The following is a 20,211-nucleotide window of genomic DNA, read 5'->3' on the forward strand; positions in this document are numbered from 1 at the left end:
ATGTATGTTGTCTCCCCTTTTTAGTCTTATATCTTTCTACAATAAAACTCCATTCTGCCCATTCCTTCATTGGATCCACTTATCTCCAACACTTCAAATCCTGCCTCTTCCAAATAATTTAGCATAACATCTTTTGTAAAGTACGATAAATGAGTAACCACATTCCAGAATACATTATTTTCTTTCATTTTCTTCCCATATAGCGTATCTTGTATTGGTGTTGCAACAACTAATATACCATTATCTTTTATTAGTTTATTTATTTGCTTCAAATCTTTAAGTGGAGTTTGTAAGTGCTCTATTACTTCAAATAAAGTAACTACATCATACTTTCTATCTTCATTAAATAAATAGAAGTTTTCTTGTTTTAGCTCTAGCTCAAACTTATCTTTCGCATATTGACAATCTTCAGGAGTTAATTCCAAACCTTCTGCTTTCCATCCTCTATCTAATGCAGTACCGGTGAATACTCCTATGCCTGTACCAATATCAAGCAATGTTTTTGCACCTGATGTATATCCTTCTATCTTTTCAAGTCTTTTATTGGACATATTTACTAGAAACTCAAATCTAGCATCAATATCACCATAAATTCCACCAAATTTTTCTTTTGCTATTTCAGAATAATATTTATTTAACTTCTCTTCTGCTGGTAGAGGATTAGCATATATTAAATTACAATTAGTACATTTAACCCATTTTCTAATAGGATTTATTAGTTCCTTATTATCTTCCGAAATAGATTGATTACACACATTCACTACCTCAAATTTTTCATTACCACAACCTATACAAGCTATATTTCTTTCTTCATAGTTATATTTATATTTTGATTTTCTATTTCTCAAATCTGCTAATGAATTATCTAGCTCTAGAGCTTTTTTGTGATACTTTAAAGCATTTGTAAAATCTTTTATGCCATTTGCAGCTACTGCCATAAAATAGTAAATAATTGCTGTATTTTTATTTATTTTATTTAACCAATAATTGCAGATAGCAATTATTTCATGATATTCTCTATGACTTATTTTCCTTTGTATCTCCTGAACTATTCTATCAAAATCCTTATTTTGAAAACATCTTATTATTTCTTTATCTATAGTATTGTTGAAATATTTGGTAATACTTTCTCCACTTATATTTTCGTTTTTATTATTATTAAGGCTAATTCTCTCTTTATTATCTCTAGTAGCTTCAAATTCCATATTTCCTTTTTGTGTAAGACCCAATCTTTCGATTACTTCTTCTATACCTATTTTTTCCTCTTTAGTTTCGGCATTATCCCTTGCCTTTATATAATATTGTAATGCTTTCCTTATATATGATTTTACTTCATACAAATATCCTAAATTATATAATAAATCGAAATGACTATTATTTAATTTATATCCTTGTAAAAAGATTTCCTCTGCATCAACCATCCTACCCTCTATCATAGCAATAATTCCAGCCATAGAATAAGCATCTACATCATTCGGTTCCATTTTTCTATATTTTTTTAATAATATTTTAGCTGATTTAATTTCTCCTTTTTCAATCAGTTGTTTTATATTTTCTTTAAATTGTTTCGTTATAGTTTCATTTTGCATTTATATCACACCCATTCCATAGATATATAACCTTTATCATCCTTAATAAAACTAACTCACTTTACTTATTAATTTAAAATTCCACTACCATCTAATTGTTTCAGCTTTATCAAAGCAATTTCAGATTTAAATAATAGCACTTCCACATCCTCTGGTATTATTTCCTCATACTGTCTAATAAGTTCCTCTGCTTCTTTAATCATGTTAGTTTCAATCATTAAGTTAATATTATCCTTGAGATGTTTTTTCAATAATTCCATCTCTGGATTCGATTGACTATGATCATTTTCTATTTCCTGCATAAGTATCTCTATACCAGTTCTCATAGGATATACTTTTAGAGCTTTTCTCAAATATTGTATATATTCCTTCATATTTTTCTCTTTCACTTTATTAGCCTTTAATAAAAACAAAAAGAATCTATGTTCATCATTTTTAACATCATAAATAAGTTCTTCTTTTAATACATTAGGATGGTATATGCTTTTAATATAACAAGTCCCGTTATCTACATACCTTTCAAATAGCTTCATGTGTTTATCATAGTTCATCTCTTCTGCAAGTAAAACATGTCGTGCTAATACAATCCAATAGCGCAAATTAGAAATATGTTCTGTATTTTCGTTTTTATATAAATAATGAATAATTTTCTCATGCATATTTTCATAATTATTTATAGCATATTTTAAAAACTCATTTACTTGCTCCACGCTACCTATATATCCAAATGAATCAATAGGCAAATCATTCATTATAATATATACAATAATATCTCCATAATAATAAGGAAGTTCATTATAATTTAAATTAAGTACTTCCTCAATAATATCTTCATTTAATGGCTTATCATTTGATATATGGATTCTTATAAGATTTAACAAATAATAAGAATCACTTTCTTCTCCATTTATAGAATAAAAATCACTAATTCTATTGGAAAATATCATTTTTTGCTCTATAGTCAGTCTTTGATTTTCAAATGTATTTATAAATTTAAGCCTAATATCCTCTTCTTTATAAATCTCCTTAAAATAATCAGATAATACATACTCCATATTTTCGCATATTCCTAAATTGATAACGGCAACTGATTTTAAATCTGATGACTTCATCATATTAATATACTCAAGTGCTATATCATGTTCTTTTTTCTTTACATATATAGATGCTATATTATATAGTGCTAGTTCCTTAGTCTCATCATCAAAATAATAAAAAGTAAGGGCTGGGTCTTTAGACAGTAGGGTTTTTTCAAATCTGTCATTACACTTTAAATACTCTTTAAAAGCATTGATAGCGTTATCATAATCATTTATAGCACTATATGATATTCCCAGTAGAAACCATAAATCAATATAATCCTGTGTAATAGATAATCCCTCTTTGCATATTTCAATGATTTCGCTATGTTTTCTATTTTCACTTGCTATTTTGGCATATGTACCATGAACATATATATATTTTCCTCTTTCTCTATAAGGAAGTTTTTTTACTAGTTCATATGCTTTACTAATTTCCATTAATCCTTGTTCTATATCTAATGTAGAATAGGAAACCGCCAATTGAAATTGATAATAAATGTTCTCAGGATTTTTTTCTAATTCTTTTTTTAATATTCCTGCAGTTCTATCAAATTTCTTTTTTACAAACTCCTTATCTTCCCAAATATAGCCATAATGTCCAAATATAACGTTAGTAGATAAAATAGGATTTTTATACATAGGTTGATTATGAATTGCTCCTTTATATTCGAAATCAACAGTATTTCTAAATCCTCTATTAAAGTTACTTATAGCGTATTTTGTTTCTTTATCTACTACCGGTGTTTTCATATAGTTTTTTATTTTAACAGATATAGTGTTATACTTGGATAGATCATTTTTAAATAGTTTTATCATTTCTTTTGGATTTTCGATTTCTTCATCTGCATCAATAATCCAAATCCATTCTCCTTTGGCATAAGATATAGATATATTTCTCATTTCGGAAAAATTATTAGTCCAAGGATGTTCATATACTTTTTCTGTGTATTGTCTAGCAATCTCAATGGATCTATCTTCCGACCCAGTATCTATAACAATTAACTCAGCTAATCCTGAATCAATAACTGGCTTAATACTTTCAAAACATCGATGTAGATTTTTTTCTTCATTTTTTATCATCATACAAATGCTAACTTTTTTTTCATATGTCATTTAATATGTCCTCCTCTTTATGTTTAATTGATGCTATACAAGTATTCATTTATTTATACACTATCAATTAAACATTTAAAAAGAGCCAGAGGAAAAATCCCCTGACCCTCTATTATTTAGTCTAATTATGTCAAAATTTAAATTAAGCTATTAACTTGAAATTAATATCTTTAGCTATAACTTCAATTATCTTAATAATTGAAGTACATTTTGAGGAGCTTGGTTTGCTTGAGCAAGCATAGCTGTAGAAGCTTGTTGAAGAATGCTTTGCTTTGTTTGTTCCATCATTTCTTTAGCCATGTCTACGTCTCTGATTCTTGACTCAGATGCTTGTAAGTTCTCAGCAGATGTATCTAAATTCTTAATAGTATGCTCTAATCTATTTTGAAGAGCACCTAGCTTAGATCTTTCTGCGGATACAGTTTCTAATGCATCGTTAATAGTTGTAATAGAATTATTCGCTTTATCTTGACTAGAAATATCTGCACCTTTAATAAATATAGCGTCTTCTTCTAATGCACTTGATGATGCATGGAATAAACTAGCTGTAGTTGTATCTGCAGTATAGTAACCTGATTGTGTAGCTTTAACTTCTTCTACACCGGTAGATGCTGCTATAATTACATCACCTTTTTCATAGAATGTAGCTGTAACTGCATTAGCTCCAGTACCAGATACAAGAGTATTAGCAGCATTAGTTCCTGTAACAGTAACAGCAGTAAATTCTGTTCCTACACTTAAATCAGTTGATTTCATTCCATTGATGCTAAGCTTTAGGTTTTGATTTTCATTAGCACCGATATGGAATGTTCTATCGCTAAAGTTACCATCTAAAAGTTTTTGTGTGTTAAACTCTGTAGTATCAGCAATTCTTGTTAGTTCTGCCGCTAATTGGTCAACTTCTGCTTGAAGTGCATTACGGTCAACATCAACGTTTGTATCGTTAGCTGATTGTACTGCAAGTTCTCTCATTCTTTGTAGAATTGCATGAGACTCATCTAAAGCACCTTCAGCTGTTTGAATTAAAGAAATACCGTCTTGACCGTTTTTAGAAGCCATGTTAAGACCTTTGATTTGTCCTCTCATTTTTTCAGAGATAGATAATCCAGCTGCATCGTCTCCTGCACGGTTGATTCTAAATCCTGAAGATAATTTCTCCATTGATTTTGCTCCGCCATTGTTAGCGATTCCTAATTGTCTATGAGTGTTCATAGCCATCATGTTGTTATTAATTCTCATTGTTTATTCCTCCTTGAATTTTATATTTGCCCTCGGCATCCTTGCCTATAGGTCAATTTTTTAGCTTTATAATCTACTGCCGGCGTTGTAGATTATAAAGTTATTTGCTTACATAATATATATCGGTACAAGCTAATATAACTTTATAGTAAAAAGTAAATTTTTTTTATGTTTTTTGTCTAATCTTCTAATTTTATTTCTATATTAGCCTTTACCCGGCTATAGCTATTTTAATCTATCTTAAGAAGTCTAAAAGTGACGGCTGAATTATTCTTGCACCAACCTGCAATGAAGCTCTATAAACATTTTCATCGTTCATTAGTTGTATTGCAGTTTCTGCTTGGTCTATATCTTCTATTTTGGACTTTAGTTCTCTAAGGTTAATTACATCATCTTCTATTCTGTTTACTATTAGTTCTAATCTATTTACTCTTGCACCTATATCCCCTCTTATTGAAAGGGCTTTGTCTATGTATTTGTCTATTGTGCCTAACTTATTAGTTAATTCTGCTGTATTTCCACTGTCTAGAAGTCTTTCTATTTCTTCTATATCAGTAATAATACTTGCTTTAACTCCCGCTCCAGGTACTGTTGTGCCCATTTCAAACAGAGAAACTCCTAATGTATTTACATTTATAGTTTCACCTACACCTATTTGAAATTTAATTGTATGTTCATTTAGTAAATCTGAAATAGGATCACTAGGCCTAGCAGCATCTAAACCAGTAGTATAACTTCCATCAGGGGCAAAAAGCTTTGTATCTGTATTCTTCCCAGAAAAAATATAGTTTCCAGAGTAAGCCGTATTTCCTTGGCTAATAATTTGTTGTTTTAGTTCTGCAACTTCACTTTTTATCTTTTGTGTTTCTTCCTTTGTTAAAACCCCATTTGCAGCTTGCCCTGTTAGTTCACGCAATCTTTTAAGCGCTTCTGTATACCCTATTACAGTATCCTCCGTATTTTTTACCCAAGATAGTGCATCTTGTACATTCTTCTTAAACTGATGCAGTTCACTTATATCTGCTGTAAGCTTTAGACTTCTTGTAATCCCTACTGGGTCATCAGAAGGTTTATGTATCCTTTTTCCTGTATTGTACTGCAATTCTGTTTTGGCAAGCCTTCTTATGTTTGTCTGTAAATTTCGAGTCATGTTTGCAATCATCATATTATTAGTTACACGCATAATTTAACCCTCCTATCTGCCTACTATGCCTATTTTATTTATAACTACGTCTAGCATTTCGTCTATTGTTGTTATCATTCTAGCTGAAGCATTGTAAGCATGTTGAAATTTAACCATATTTGAAAGCTCTTCATCCTGCCAAACTCCTGATATTGATTGTCTTCTATTTTCTATTTCACTTAGCAGGGTCAATTGGTTAAGTGCGTTTCTATCTGCTTCTTCTGCTTCTACTCCAAGGGTCCCTATTAGAGATTTTATAAAATCTTCTGGTTTTCCTTCTTTGAACATACTTTGTTTATGTCTAAGTTCACTAATTTGCAACATAATGGTTCCATCTTTTGGAAGAAGTTTTTTATCCTCAGATGCAGCAATTTTGTTTACGTCTTCTAATTCTACATTTACCCTAATATTAGATGCATTAATATTTTTAAATATATTATCGTCAATTTTTGCACCACCAGTAGGCACTCCATCTACTGTAAAAAATCCTAATCCGGTACTTTCATCCAGTCCAAACCCTTCAAGATGTATCTTGTTAATCTCATTAGCAAACACATTTACAAAATGATTCAATTCTTTTATATAGTAAGGTACTCCTTTTTCATTTCCACCTTCGCCATTACCATCACGCATAACTAATATGGCTTTTAATTCCCCGGTGATATTGTCAGCATCAAATCCTGTACCATCTGCCCATTTAATTTCATAAATATCTATTTGCTTATCAAAACTACTAAAAAATTCACTTGGTACCTTTTCTGTTTTAAGCCCTGTAAACTCTTTATGATACACCAACGGCTTTCCTGCCACCTTTATTACCATCTGCTTATGCTTTGGATTATCTGGATTAACTACCTCTAGTACCTCTACATCTACTATTTTGGATAAATCATCTATTAATAGATTTCTTTTATCTCTTAAATCGTTGGCACTGCTGCCATCTGCTTCAGCTCTAAGTATTTGGTCGTTAAGTTGAGCTATTTGCTTGCCATACGTATTAATAGAAGATACCATAGAATTAACTTCAAAGTTAAGGTCTACTGCCATCTTCTCTAGCTGATTATACATATGATTAATTGAGTTAGTAAATGTAATTGCCCTTTGTCTAACTAGTGTTCTAGTAGTTATATTATCTGGATTTTTACTAAGCTCTTGAAAAGATTCAAAAAGCTGGTCTATCACCTTACTTATACCTGTATCCGAAGGTTCGTTCATTATAGATTCAATAAAAGATAGCCCATCTGCCTTTGCATTCCAAAATCCTAGTGCACTAGCTTCGTCTCTATATTTATAATCAAGAAATTCGTTTCTTAATTGATGTATTGCAGTAGTATCTACCCCTGTACCTAACATACCTTGTCCACCATATAGCCTCATTGGGGTACTTGCAGTTTGCTCTAGCCTTTGTCTGGTATAGCCTCTTGTATTAATGTTTGCAAGATTATGCCCTGTTATATCTAATGCTCTTTGAGCGGCAAAAAGTCCTGATCTTGCAGAGTTAAAGCCTGAAAATGTTGATCTCATATTGTACCTCCCCTATACTCGCATATCAAAAAAATTGATAGGCTTTACTTCTTTATTTTCTGAAGCATTACTACTATATCGATTACCTTCCTCTGGTGAATGGGTAAGCATTTCTAAATTAAAATTAATATACTGCAAGCTCTGGTTAATGAGCTTCTCATTACCTTCATTAACCACCTTTAAGTCAGCAATAGTTTCTAATAGATTATTTCTAAGCTGATCAATCTTATTCCCAGCATCTTCTTCAACAAAAAGAATTAGCTCAGAAACAGTAGTTATAGCTTCTACATTTAACTCTTCAGCAATATTAGTTAGAATGGATCGTCTAATTTTTTCAAAGGTACCCATATTCATAATATACTGCTGTTCTTTTTTTGTAATATCTTCTAATACTTTAATATCTCCTGCAACTATAACCTTAGTCTTTTCTTCTGCTAATTTTAGAACTTGAGTATATAGATCAGTTTCTTTTATTAAGGCATCCTTCAATTGTTCAATAGACTTCATATTTTTATCACCCCTAAAACAGAGTTTTGCTTTATATTTTTATATTTTTATATCTTTCTATCAACAATAACGCTTTCTATAATTTTATCTGCTATTTCCTCACCTGTTACGTTATAGCTTCCTTGTTTAATCTTATCCTTTAATTCACCAACTAGATCTTCTCTAACCTCTGGTAAGTTTTTAAAAGCTTTCATAGCAATTTGATATTCCTTTGCTCTATCTGAAAGTTGTAATTCATCTTTTGGTCTTTCTACACCCTTTGTATTCCCAAGTTTTTCTGTGGTCTTGTTATTATATATCTGCATAGCCTTATTTACATTAGGGTTATTAAAAATCTTCATAAAAAAACACCTCAACTTTTCCGATTTAATTCTCATTAATATTATCGGTAATGTTGAGATGTTTCTTTAGTTTATTTAATTTATTTAAATTTTTTCCTGATTTCTGCTGTGTGCATTTTCGTATCTAGTTTACCTAAGTCATTTATTTTTGGTTGTTCTGCTTTAGGTTTTAATACAGCAGTAAACTCTTTCTTCATACTAATTATACATGGGTCGCAAAATCTACCTGAACGTATTGGTGCTCCACATCGTTCACAATCTAACAAAAGATTATCTTCTTCTCTAATTTCAATTCTACTTTCTCTCAAATACCTCAGAATTTTCTTTTCATCTACGCCTGTTTCTTCCGATACTTCAACTATAGTTGCGCCTGGATTGTCATATAAATACTCTTTTACTTTTTTGAAATCATCTTCATCACTATTGGCACATCGTGAACATACCTCACTTGCTATATATGCAAATACTCTACCACATTTTTTACAATTTCTTAAGTCCATAAAACCCCTCCTCCACCTTTATTAAAACTTATAATTTAAAGATTGCAAAATCTTAATTACACAATTTTTTTAATCTCTAGCAAAAGTAAGTACGGTTACAGATTTTGCTCCATGTGTGGTTAATAACCTACTACAAACATTCACTGTGGCCCCTGTAGTAAAAATATCATCCACTAGCAATATGTTTTTATTCATTATTACCCCGTTATCTACTACTTTAAAAGCATCATTTACATTTTCCTGTCGCTCTTTTTTAGATAGGTTATGCATTACTTTAGTATTTTTAACTCTAATAAGTACATCTATATTTATTGGAATATTCGTTTCTTTAGCGATATATTTACATAAAAGGGTTGCCTGGTTAAAACCTCTCTCTCTTTCTTTGCCTTTATACAATGGTACTGGCAAAATTAAATCTATCGCCGTACATTCCTGATTTAACTTATATGCCATCATAGATCCCATAAGTCTGGCTAAGTATGTTTGGCCAGAATATTTAAATCTGTATATTAGCTTTTTTATATCTTCCTCGTATTTAACTACTGATATGGCTCTATGGAAATAATAATGACTGCCCTTACATTCTTCACAAGTTGGACCATCTTCTATCATCCTTAGAGGTATTCCACATTTAATGCAGTAATGATCTGGAATAAAAGGTATGGCACTATAGCAATTCAAACACAAACTATATTTTCCTTCCTTTTCAATAAAGTTATTGCACATATAGCAAATTGCTTTAGATGGATATATTAGTTCTAATAATGCATCTACATATTCTTCTACCACCTGTAGAATTTTCATATTAAATTCCACTCCATTTAAGAATTTTGGAAGTCAAAGAACTTTTTTAATCTAATTCCCAATCCTGAATATCTTTCAACAATTTTATTATTATCTACCATACGTCTTAAATAATTCTCTGTGCCTACTAAAACTACAAGTGACTTGGCTCTAGTTATTGCAGTGTATAAAAGGTTACGGGTAAGTAGCATAGGTGGTCCCCATGTAACAGGCATAACTACGACCGGAAACTCACTTCCTTGGCTCTTATGTATAGTAATTGAGTAGGCAAGTTCTAGCTCATCTAGCTGCGTAAAACTATATACTACACTTCTATTATCATCAAAGAAAACCGTTAGTTCTTGCTCCTCTGTATTTATATACTGTACGTAACCAATATCTCCATTGAATACTCCTTCACCCTGTTTCTCCTCTGCGTCTACATCAAGACTTGTCCACTTTAGAGTATAGTTATTTTTAATTTGCATAACCTTATCCCCTACACGGAAGATCTTTTCCCTTAATTCTCTCTCTCTCTTATATTTATCGGGTGGATTCAAATAATTTTGTAGTTCCTTATTTAAATTTAATGTACCTACATCACCTTTTTTCATAGGGGTAAGCACCTGAATATCTCTTATAGGGTCAAACTTATAATGTTTTGGGAGCCTTTCCTTAACAAGACCTATTATAGTATTTAAAATGTCGTCATTCTTACTTCTATTAATAAAGTAAAAATCCTTGTCCTTATGATTTAATATAGGATAATCTCCTTGATTAATTTTATGGGCATTTACAACGATCATGCTTTCTCCAGCCTGTCTAAAAATCTCATTTAAACGAACTACCTTTATTACTTGGCTATCTATTATATCTCTTAGTACATTACCGGCTCCAACAGAAGGCAGCTGATCAACGTCTCCAACAAAAATTAATCTTGTTCCACGTGAAATAGCCTTTAAAAGACTATTCATTAGCATAATATCTACCATGGATACTTCATCTATAATTATTACATCTCCAACCAATGGATTATCTTCGTTTCTTTGGAATAGCATGCCTTCATCCTCATCGCTATAACCCATTTCAAGTAGTCTATGTATAGTTTTAGCTTCCTTACCCGTTGCCTCTGTCATACGTTTGGATGCTCTACCAGTAGGAGCAGCAAGTACTATTTTCTTTTTAAGCTTTTCGAAAACCTTAATTAATGTATTAATAGTGGTTGTCTTACCTGTACCAGGTCCACCTGTAATCACTAAAATCCCATTAGTTATAGCCTGTCTTATAGCTTCTTTTTGATTTTCTGCAAGGTATATTCCATCTTCTCTTTCTATATTGCTTATTTCTTCGTCTACATCAATTTCTAGTGTATCTAATGCTATCTGCGAAAGCTCTATAAGCTTATTACAACAATTAGTTTCTGCGTAGAAATATGGCATAGAGTATACTATTATTTCCTCATCTTGCCGCTCTAGCTGTATCTTTTGTTTAAGAGCCATCTCCTGTATTCCCTCTACCACTGCCTCTTCTTCTACTCCTAATAACTCTCTTGCTCTATCTATTAAAAGATCACTAGGTGCGTAAGTATGCCCTTCCGTATGGAATGTATTAATTGTATATCTAATTCCAGAATGTATACGATATTTGGAATTTGGGGAGATTCCCATAGTTCGTGCAATAAGGTCTGCTTTTTTAAATCCTATGCCTATAATTTCATCTGCTAGACGATAGGGGTTCTCCTGTATATAGGCTATGGTCATCTCTTTATATTTTTTATAGATTCTAACTGCAAAACCTGGACTAATTCCGTACTGGGAAAGGAAAAGTATAATTTCTCTTAGCTCTCTTTGTTCTTCAAATGCTTCGGCTATTGTTTGTGCCTTAGCTTCTCCAATTCCAGAGACCTCCGTTAGTCTTTGTGGGGCATATTGTATAACCTCCAAGGCATCGGTTCCAAAATGGTCTATTATACGTTCTGCCATTTTTTTGCCTATACCTTTTATAACTCCAGAGGATAGGTAGTTTAATATCCCTTCCTTTGTTGAAGGCTGCACATGACGATATTCTTTAACATCCATCTGTCTGCCATATGTTGGATGAACTATCCATTTACCTTTTACTGCGATTACCTCACCTTCTTTTAGAGCAGGTAAGCAGCCGACTATTGTTACTTCTTCATCTTCGCAGTCTAATATACCTACTAAGTAACCATTAGCCTCGTTTTGAAATATAATTTCTACTAATCTACCTTCTAATTCGACCACTATACTTTCCTCCCAGCTACTCAAATCTTTCTCCTATCTTCGGTGTATTGCTAATGCTCCCATTTCCATAGACGGGAGATCAAGCACTACATCCTCAAAATAAGTACGACTATGATTCAGATGGAGTTAAATCTCCATCTGAATCAAGTTTTCTTTATTATATCATATTCCTTTGGGAGTTTTGACTGTTAATAGATCGATTGATTTTGCTAGTTCATTTATACTAATAGTTAAGCTTTCGACTTTTCCTTCTAGCCTAATTAGTAAGTAAATAGAAATAACTATTGGGAATCCTAGGTTTGCAACCTGGCCAAATATATCATTCATTTCTTTACCTCCATATATTCATATTAGAAACCCCATTATGCTATATTTATATTTAGTTTTACCAACTATTATATTGGAAAAGCCGAGGTTCTACCCCCGGCTATTTCTATATTTACGCAAAGCTTAGATCTTCCTCTTGAGTGATTATTACCTTAGCGCCTTCTGCCTCCACAAGATTTACACCACTTGGAGCAAATATGTTTTTGCTAATAATACCTTCCATTACTGTTTTAACTTCTTCAGATGTTATATCTTCTCTAGCATTAGCTACAACTATTTTAGCTCCTTTACCGTCTTCTCTTTTAAAGCTTAATTCTAATACTCTCATTGTTTCACCTCCTCCTTTGGAAGGGTGTCCCTTCCACATATTAGAGCTGTTTGAAATGTAAGATCAGAGTCCCTTTACCTACAATTACTCAGCCAATTCTTTTTCATCGATTCTAACTACTGTTTTTAAGGACTTTGTTTGAAGTCCGGCCATATCTACAGCTACTGCGTAAATATCGCTATCATCTGCATCTCCTTTAACATTACTGTAAGTTTTGCTTACTAGCTTTTCTCTTCCTTCTCCGTCTACACTGTCAATGAAACGAAGTCTAACTCTTGAGCTTTGGTTAATTATATTTACTGGCATTTTTTCACCTCCTCCCTTACACCTATTACATGTTTTGAGGAAAGAAAAGTTAGCCTACTTTATATAAAATACTTTTTAATTTTTCTAATGCCTTCGCTTTACCCTTTGCAACTGTAACATAATGAACCTTTCTTGTTTCTGCTATATCCTTCAGCATATAGCCTTTTAAATAATAGTCTTCTATAATCCCTCGCTCTTTAGCATACAGCTTATTAATAGCTCTTATTAAATCTTTATACTCTTCTTCTTTTAAATAATCTGACTCTATAGAAACCTTTTCATCTACTAATAAATCTAGTAGAGATGTCCCGCCATCTTCTCCAACAAATTGATCTAAGGGAATGGTTATTTTTTCCTTTCTACGTCTATTTTGATAATAATGCTTTAGTCTAATTGTAACAAAGCCTAAGAATGGAACTCCCTTACTCATATCAAAGACATTTAAAGCCTCTAATATTTGCCATGCCCCTTCCTGATAAAGCTCCTCGTCCCATCCAGTTTGTCCACCATATTTTTTACTATATGAAACTACTAATGGTTTAAGTCTATCAATAATCCACTCTTTTGCTATACTGTCTCCTTTTAGAGCAGCTCCTACTTTCTCATCAAATTCAATGTACAAAATTATCCTTCCTTTTGGAAGGGGCCCCTTCGAATATTACCGGTTAATACGATTGTACATAAGTAAATAAAAAAAGAACAAAGTGGAATTATCCTCTTTGTCCTTTTTTTATTTACCTTTTATTTATCTATTCCTTATATTGCTATCAGTTTTTTCAGGAATAGATCTAATTTATCTTATAGTCCTGCTTCTTTTCTTAATATATCCGCCTTATCTGTTCTTTCCCATGTAAGGTCTAGGTCTGTTCTTCCAAAGTGTCCATAAGCAGCAACTTTTCTATAACCAGGCTTTCTTAGGTCTAAATCTCTAATAATAGCCGCTGGTCTTAAATCGAAGTGCTTTTTAACAAGTTCTGTTAATTTTGACTCATCTACTTTACCAGTGCCAAATGTTTCAACTAGTATAGATACTGGTTCTGCAACCCCAATAGCATAGGCTAATTCGATTTCACATTTGTCTGCTAAGCCTGCAGCTACTATATTTTTAGCAACATATCTAGCAGCATATGCAGCAGAACGGTCTACCTTTGTTGCATCTTTTCCAGAAAAAGCTCCTCCACCATGACGAGCATATCCTCCGTACGTATCAACAATTATTTTTCTTCCTGTTAAACCAGCATCTCCTTGTGGTCCTCCGATAACAAAACGACCAGTTGGATTAATAAAATATCTTGTATTTGCATCTAATAGTTCTTCTGGAACAATTTTGTTGATAACATGCTCAATCATATCTTTTTCAATAGTTTTACCATCTACATCAGGACTGTGCTGTGTAGAAATAACTATTGTATCAATTCTAACAGGCTTGTCTCCATCATACTCAACAGTTACTTGAGTTTTTCCATCTGGTCTTAAATAGTCCAGTGTACCATTTTTTCTTACATCAGATAATCTTTTAGCTAGTTTGTGCGCTAATGAAATAGGTAGTGGCATAAGCTCTGGTGTTTCGTTGCAAGCAAAGCCAAACATAATACCTTGATCTCCCGCTCCTATAGATTCTAGTTCATCCTTTTGGGCACCTTTCTTATTTTCAAGTGCTTCATTAACTCCCATTGCAATATCTGGGGATTGCTCATCTATTGCAGTTAATACTGCACATGTGTCAGAGTCAAAACCATACTTTGCCCTAGTGTAGCCTATCTCTTCTATTGTCTTTCTAACTATTTTAGGAATATCTATATAACAATCTGTTGATATTTCACCTGCAACTAGTACAAGTCCTGTAGAAACACTTGTTTCGCAAGCAACTCTAGCTGATGGATCTTTTTCTAAAATAGCATCTAATATCGAATCAGAAATTTGGTCGCATATTTTATCTGGATGTCCTTCAGTTACTGACTCAGAAGTAAATAATCTTTTTATCACTAAAAAAACCTCCCTAGTTCTTATTCATTTTATTATTTCCCACTTCAGCAATAAAAATTGCATTTTGACGCCTTAGATGGTGAAATTAGAAAATAAAAAAAACCTCATTCCATAGAAAGAGGTTATATTCTTTGCTCTTCCTCATCTTTCAGAATTATAATTCTGTAGGATTTAGCACCACACATACGAATATATTGTGGTTGCCGGGTTTCATTGGGCCTATCCCTCCACCGCTCTTGATAAGGCATCAAGATTTTTATTTAATTGTAACTAGAACTAATATTAGCATTAGGTCGCCTATATGTCAACATTTTTTTACATATATGCAACTTTTTATTAAGACTTTATCATATATTTCGCCTAAATATTTACCATAATATAACTAAGTACAAACATAATAGCACCTGCAATAATATTCCCTAGTGCAATAGCAGGGAAGGCATGCCTAAATCGCATATTAAACAGTATTGCAGCTAAACTACCTGTCCATACACCAGTTCCTGGTAATGGTATAGCCACGAAAATTATTAATCCAATAATACTATATTTTTTTATTTTTTTACTTTTTTTCAGTGTACTTTTAACTAATTTATCTACAAAACTTCTAAAGAATTTTGTTCTTCTTAACCTAATAAAAATAGGCTTTAAGAAAAAAAGTAAAAAAGGAACGGGAATTAGGCTACCTAAAATACCTAATATAGTAGCATGTATGGGGCTTAGTCCCATAGATACACCAATAGGAATAGCTCCTTTAAGCTCCATTAACGGCATTGCCGCGATTAATAATACCATTATTTCTTTAGTAATAATTTCAAGTATTTTCTCCATTTCATCACCCCTACATACTTACATTATATATGAATATTTCAAAAAATATCATTAGATTTATTTTGTAATAATAAATTAATAATTAAACTTTTTAGTCGTGATATAATATTTGTATAGTATAAACTATAAAATATTTTTATTACACTACTTTGACAACTCACGAGGTGATTTTGTGGACAGAATACAAGAACTTGAACTACTAATAGAACAGTTACAGACTAAACTCCGAAATTATTTGGATGATGAAAGACCTAAAAATGAAATTTACGAATTAAGTACGCAGATTGACGACCTAATAGTTGAATACTCTAATTTAACTAGGTAAATTGTCTAATGTTATGGAAACAATTATAAAATTTTTGTTTCTTATCATTGGAATATTATAAGAACATCCCCTATATATTATTTAAGGGGGTGTTCTTTTGAATATACAAACAAATCAATACCATAGAAACACTTCAAATTGCATAGGTCATTATAAGGCTCCTTCAGCAATAAAGGAGCTTTCTAAATACTTGCATAATAACATTAGAGCACCTCTACTTATTTTTTGTGTCGGCACTGATCGCTGTATAGGTGATGCTCTAGGGCCATTAACAGGTACAATTTTAAAAAAGCTAAATCCATCATTTCCTGTATATGGTACAATAGAAGATCCAATTCATGCACTTAATATTTCTAGCAGCTTAAGAGAAATAAAAAAAAGGCATCCCGAATATTTCATAGTAGCTGTGGATGCCTCATTAGGAAATGAAGATGAAATTGGCAATATAGTAATAAGAAAAGGTTCTCTTTACCCCGGAAAAGGTGTAGGTAAGAAACTTCCTGCCGTAGGGGACATTTCTATTGTTGGAATAGTAGAGGATGCCAGCTGTGATGTTGTCTCTACTATTCATAATATTCGTCTTCATTTTATTATGTCAATGGCAGAGGTTATTGCATCTATTATTACAGATGGATCAGTTGATGATAATCTTAACAATCCATTCTGAAATTTCTCCCCAAGTAATAAAGTCCTTAGAACTTAAATTTGCACCTGCTTCAATATTACATTTAATATCATTTTTTAATAGATTTTGGTCTAGGTTTTTATAGCCTTTAATATAACCGCGGATATATTTTTATGTGCTAAAAACCCCTTCTAAATTAGAATTTTTTCATAAAAAAGACCTAAAAGTAATTACTTCTAGGTCTTTTTATACTTTGGTTAATCTTCAACGTCTGATTTTTTCAATGGCTCTTCAATAAATATGTGCCCCATTAATGTTTCTCTTTTACTTCCATCTACTAAAAACTGTACGCCCTCTACTTCTTCAAGTTCAGTTAAAGAAAATACTATCTGTTGTAGTATTAGGGCTTCCTCCATTGATCCTCCATTCAAGTTTTCTCCAGATAAGTTTACATAAGCTATATTTTCTGCTGTTTCTACACTTAATACTTTAATTTTTTCTAATACTGTTGTTAGTTTTTCATCTTCAGGTTTCCTTTTTAATTCTTCTAATATAACTTCTTCTATAGGTTTTTCACCTATTTTTACTTCTCTATCTACTCCTATAGTATGGTCTAGACTCTCATCGCCAGTCATAATATACTCCTGATTAGCAAAGTATAGCTTTACTGTTGCTGTTTCACCTTCTGGTGTTGGATCTACTACAGTATTACCATCTCCAGTATTATTTCCATCTTCTATTGGTGTCCTAGTATTACATGCAGCTAATGTAAATACCATAATTACTGCCAATAAAAATAATGTTATTTTTTTTATGTTCATATTTATCATCTCCTAGTTTTTTTATTGTGTTTTCTTTGTCAGTTTCATTTATTCTTTCTGGATCACATAGCACAGCGGGGTCGTTTTGCATATTAGTGTTAATATCTATGTCAGCAGGTTGTATTAGAGACCTAACTACCTTAATACTATCCATAAACAGCAACTTGTAAAATATTTATACCTCCCTTAATATAGTATCCGATCTCTTCTTCTAAATTAGGGGCCCCTCTTATTTCATTATTATTAATAATTTCATTCTCCAAAATATAGAAACTATCTTCCAATATCCTTTTATCCATATTTAGTATAACAATTCTTCCACCTAATGTAGGTGAGTATTGCTTCACTATTCTCTTTAAGCTTACTAAATTATTCATAATTCGTAAATATTTTTTTTAATTTCATGACCTTTTTCAATTTTTTCTAGTCTCCTAGTTCATCATCTATACTAAGTACTCTCATAATTACGCTCCTTATACTATAAGCAAAGGAAGGGTTATAAACCCTTCCTTACATACTATTCCTCGTCCTCGTATTCCTCTTCATCTTCTTCGTCAAAGGCTACTAGCTCTAAAAAGGCTTGGGATACTGCATCGAATTCTTCATCAGATTCGATATTGATTAGCTCAACACCCTCTTCATCTTCTTTAAATTCATATAATAATACATTCTCTTCTTCAACTGGTAGAAGCGCAATATATTCTTTACCATCTAACTCAAATACTTCTAAAACAGCAGCGCTAACTTCTTTGCCATCCTCTAAGCTAAGCTGGATCATTTGATACTCTTGGTGATCGTGGTCTTGGCAACCGCATCCTCCATGGTTATGGTCGTTGTCGTGATTTCCCCCACAACACTCATGATTATCATGGTTTCCTCCGCAACATTCATGGTTATCGTGATTTCCTCCGCAGCATTCATGCTCGTGATTATGATTTGTCATGTTAAAACTCTCCTTTACAATTATTTTACTTCATCATATATTATATACCATATTTTCTATTTCCTACGCTATATATAACATTTTTTCAATTTCATCTGGTGGTACCGGGCGACTAAATAAATATCCCTGTACTTTATCGCAGCCTACTTCCTTTAAATAATTAAACTGTTCCTTAGTTTCTACACCTTCTGCAATAACTTCCATATTTAGACTCTTGCCTAATACTATAATGGTTTTAGTAATTGTAGCATCTTCTTCCCCTATATCTCGTATAAATGAAGAATCTATCTTTAAAACATTTATCTTAAACTTCTTCAAGTATCCTAGTGATGAAAATCCTGTACCGAAATCATCTAAAGCTATTTTTAATCCTATATCCTTTAATCTATTCAATATATCTATAGTTAATTCAGTATCTTTAATAGCAATACTTTCTGTAATTTCTAAGTGTAGCCAGCTAGGGTCAAGTTCAGTATCCTTTAATACTTTTACAACTTTATCTACAAAAGAAGATTCTTGAAACTGTAGAGCTGAAATATTAACAGAAACAGGCAAAGAAGCATAACCTAAGTTTTGCCAAGCTTTATTTTGAGTACAAGCGGCTTTTAGTACCCAATCACCTATGGGAATAATTAACCCCGTTTCCTCTGCTAATGGGATAAATTCAGCGGGAGATACAATGCCCATCTCTGGACTTTCCCAGCGTATTAACGCTTCTAGTCCCACAACCTCACCAGTTAAGCTATTGACTTGTGGCTGATAATATAATACAAATTCTTCTTTTTCCACAGCTCTATGTAGATTGTTTATAAGATCCAATTTTTTATTCATTTTAAGGTTCATGCTATGATCATATACTTTAAAATTATTTTTTCCACTTTCCTTAGCTCTTTGCACTGCTAAATGAGCACTTTGTAGTAAGAGATTAACATTGTATCCGTCCCATGGGTAGCTAGCTATTCCGATACTAACAGTTAGATGGAGTTCTCTTTCTTTAAAAACAAAAGGAATCGCCATAGATTTAATAATTCTTTTAGCCATATGGCAAACATCTTCTATTGATTCATTTTTACTTAGTAATAAAACAAATTCATCCCCTCTAATATGGAATAGTTCGCATTGTCCATCTATTATTTCTGTAAGCCTATTAGCAATTTTTTTTAATACTTCATCGCCTACTGCATGTCCTAAAGTATCATTTACAATTTTAAATCCGTCAACGTCTATAAATAAAATTTTAAAGTTTTTATCGCATGTTTGTTCTAATATTAATTCGAATCTTTTTTCTAATGCTATTCTATTAGGAAGGTTAGTTAGCATATTTTGCAAGCTAAATTGTTCCATATAACGATTGCATACCATACTTTCCTTAATATCTTCATCTGAAATATAATTATTGATAATTTTAATGGCAATTGCTCCACAAAGAATACCAGCTGTATAAATAACTGTAAGTATAAGAGCTTTCTCAAAAACATAATCCGATTTAATAAGCAAGGGAATACTTAAGTAATTAACTATTACACCTAATAATACCAACGCTAAAACGAGCAATGTTCTTTTATGAAGGCGTTCCATGGCTGTCTCTCCATCCCAT

23 protein-coding genes and 1 riboswitch are annotated in these 20,211 nt (G+C 32.0%); of the genes, 2 read left to right on the forward strand and 21 right to left on the reverse strand.

All coding sequences use genetic code 11. The features are described 5' to 3' along the window. Positions 1–26: 26 nt before the first annotated feature. From HYG84_RS03395 to HYG84_RS03470, 16 genes are all read right to left on the reverse strand, one after another. A complete protein-coding gene (locus tag HYG84_RS03395; protein WP_212380729.1) occupies positions 27–1,589 on the reverse strand; it encodes a class I SAM-dependent methyltransferase in 1,563 nt (520 codons plus the stop codon). A 68-nt stretch (positions 1,590–1,657) separates the two neighbouring features. Then, on the reverse strand, positions 1,658–3,784 hold the full coding sequence (locus HYG84_RS03400; protein ID WP_212380730.1) for a glycosyltransferase family 2 protein: 2,127 nt from the start codon (positions 3,782–3,784) through the stop codon (positions 1,658–1,660). 186 nt (positions 3,785–3,970) lie between these two features. Then, positions 3,971–5,023 carry a flagellin N-terminal helical domain-containing protein gene (locus tag HYG84_RS03405; protein ID WP_212380731.1) on the reverse strand — a complete coding sequence of 351 codons (1,053 nt, stop codon included), beginning with the start codon at positions 5,021–5,023 and terminating at the stop codon, positions 3,971–3,973. Positions 5,024–5,258: 235 nt separating this feature from the next. Then, positions 5,259–6,206, reverse strand: coding sequence for a flagellar hook-associated protein FlgL (gene flgL / locus HYG84_RS03410; protein ID WP_212380732.1), 948 nt, complete (start codon positions 6,204–6,206; stop codon positions 5,259–5,261). A gap of 12 nt (positions 6,207–6,218) precedes the next feature. Beyond that, complete coding sequence (flgK, locus tag HYG84_RS03415; RefSeq protein ID WP_212380733.1) at positions 6,219–7,730, reverse strand: flagellar hook-associated protein FlgK; 1,512 nt, start codon at positions 7,728–7,730, stop codon at positions 6,219–6,221. 12 nt (positions 7,731–7,742) lie between these two features. Beyond that, a complete protein-coding gene (locus HYG84_RS03420; protein ID WP_212380734.1) occupies positions 7,743–8,237 on the reverse strand; it encodes a flagellar protein FlgN in 495 nt (164 codons plus the stop codon). A 47-nt stretch (positions 8,238–8,284) separates the two neighbouring features. After that, on the reverse strand, positions 8,285–8,578 hold the full coding sequence (gene flgM, locus HYG84_RS03425; RefSeq protein WP_212380735.1) for a flagellar biosynthesis anti-sigma factor FlgM: 294 nt from the start codon (positions 8,576–8,578) through the stop codon (positions 8,285–8,287). An 80-nt stretch (positions 8,579–8,658) separates the two neighbouring features. Continuing rightward, on the reverse strand, positions 8,659–9,078 hold the full coding sequence (locus HYG84_RS03430; RefSeq protein ID WP_212380736.1) for a TIGR03826 family flagellar region protein: 420 nt from the start codon (positions 9,076–9,078) through the stop codon (positions 8,659–8,661). Between the two features lie 69 nt (positions 9,079–9,147). Continuing rightward, positions 9,148–9,882 carry a ComF family protein gene (locus tag HYG84_RS03435; protein ID WP_212380737.1) on the reverse strand — a complete coding sequence of 245 codons (735 nt, stop codon included), beginning with the start codon at positions 9,880–9,882 and terminating at the stop codon, positions 9,148–9,150. A 17-nt stretch (positions 9,883–9,899) separates the two neighbouring features. Beyond that, the gene (gene recD2 / locus HYG84_RS03440) at positions 9,900–12,125 is read right to left on the reverse strand and encodes an SF1B family DNA helicase RecD2 (protein WP_212380738.1); all 2,226 of its coding nucleotides are present in this window, start codon (positions 12,123–12,125) and stop codon (positions 9,900–9,902) included. 162 nt (positions 12,126–12,287) lie between these two features. Further along, the gene (locus HYG84_RS03445; RefSeq protein WP_212380739.1) at positions 12,288–12,452 is read right to left on the reverse strand and encodes a YvrJ family protein; all 165 of its coding nucleotides are present in this window, start codon (positions 12,450–12,452) and stop codon (positions 12,288–12,290) included. 112 nt (positions 12,453–12,564) lie between these two features. Further along, positions 12,565–12,780: a DUF2922 domain-containing protein gene (locus HYG84_RS03450; RefSeq protein ID WP_212380740.1), complete on the reverse strand. Its 216-nt coding sequence runs from the start codon at positions 12,778–12,780 to the stop codon at positions 12,565–12,567. An 84-nt stretch (positions 12,781–12,864) separates the two neighbouring features. Next, positions 12,865–13,086 carry a DUF1659 domain-containing protein gene (locus HYG84_RS03455; protein ID WP_212380741.1) on the reverse strand — a complete coding sequence of 74 codons (222 nt, stop codon included), beginning with the start codon at positions 13,084–13,086 and terminating at the stop codon, positions 12,865–12,867. Between the two features lie 49 nt (positions 13,087–13,135). Continuing rightward, positions 13,136–13,708, reverse strand: a complete 573-nt coding sequence (locus HYG84_RS03460) for a sigma-70 family RNA polymerase sigma factor (protein ID WP_212380742.1) — start codon at positions 13,706–13,708, stop codon at positions 13,136–13,138. A gap of 176 nt (positions 13,709–13,884) precedes the next feature. Beyond that, a complete protein-coding gene (metK, locus tag HYG84_RS03465; RefSeq protein ID WP_212380743.1) occupies positions 13,885–15,072 on the reverse strand; it encodes a methionine adenosyltransferase in 1,188 nt (395 codons plus the stop codon). Between the two features lie 138 nt (positions 15,073–15,210). Beyond that, positions 15,211–15,318, reverse strand: a riboswitch (SAM riboswitch). A gap of 114 nt (positions 15,319–15,432) precedes the next feature. Continuing rightward, positions 15,433–15,900, reverse strand: coding sequence for a COG2426 family protein (locus HYG84_RS03470; protein WP_212380744.1), 468 nt, complete (start codon positions 15,898–15,900; stop codon positions 15,433–15,435). 172 nt (positions 15,901–16,072) lie between these two features. On the opposite strand from HYG84_RS03470, the gene HYG84_RS03475 reads away from it, so the two are divergent. Both HYG84_RS03475 and yyaC read left to right on the forward strand, forming a co-directional pair. Then, positions 16,073–16,225 carry a Spo0E family sporulation regulatory protein-aspartic acid phosphatase gene (locus tag HYG84_RS03475; RefSeq protein ID WP_212380745.1) on the forward strand — a complete coding sequence of 51 codons (153 nt, stop codon included), beginning with the start codon at positions 16,073–16,075 and terminating at the stop codon, positions 16,223–16,225. A 97-nt stretch (positions 16,226–16,322) separates the two neighbouring features. Further along, entirely contained in the window at positions 16,323–16,892 is a 570-nt protein-coding gene (gene yyaC, locus HYG84_RS03480) for a spore protease YyaC (RefSeq protein ID WP_249168702.1), read from the forward strand. A 215-nt stretch (positions 16,893–17,107) separates the two neighbouring features. On the opposite strand, the gene HYG84_RS03485 is transcribed toward yyaC, so the two are convergent. From HYG84_RS03485 to HYG84_RS03505, 5 genes are all read right to left on the reverse strand, one after another. Then, positions 17,108–17,671, reverse strand: a complete 564-nt coding sequence (locus HYG84_RS03485) for a GerMN domain-containing protein (RefSeq protein ID WP_212380746.1) — start codon at positions 17,669–17,671, stop codon at positions 17,108–17,110. Continuing rightward, entirely contained in the window at positions 17,604–17,825 is a 222-nt protein-coding gene (locus HYG84_RS03490; protein WP_212380747.1) for a hypothetical protein, read from the reverse strand. The genes HYG84_RS03485 and HYG84_RS03490 overlap by 68 nt, the downstream gene beginning before the upstream one ends. After that, complete coding sequence (locus HYG84_RS03495; protein ID WP_212380748.1) at positions 17,818–18,048, reverse strand: hypothetical protein; 231 nt, start codon at positions 18,046–18,048, stop codon at positions 17,818–17,820. The genes HYG84_RS03490 and HYG84_RS03495 overlap by 8 nt, the downstream gene beginning before the upstream one ends. A gap of 140 nt (positions 18,049–18,188) precedes the next feature. Next, positions 18,189–18,614, reverse strand: coding sequence for a DUF1292 domain-containing protein (locus tag HYG84_RS20240; protein WP_249168703.1), 426 nt, complete (start codon positions 18,612–18,614; stop codon positions 18,189–18,191). Between the two features lie 63 nt (positions 18,615–18,677). Continuing rightward, complete coding sequence (locus HYG84_RS03505) at positions 18,678–20,192, reverse strand: putative bifunctional diguanylate cyclase/phosphodiesterase (protein ID WP_212380749.1); 1,515 nt, start codon at positions 20,190–20,192, stop codon at positions 18,678–18,680. Positions 20,193–20,211 lie beyond the last annotated feature (19 nt).

It is taken from the genome of Alkaliphilus sp. B6464 (assembly GCF_018141165.1).
GTDB lineage: Bacteria > Bacillota > Clostridia > Peptostreptococcales > Natronincolaceae > Alkaliphilus_B.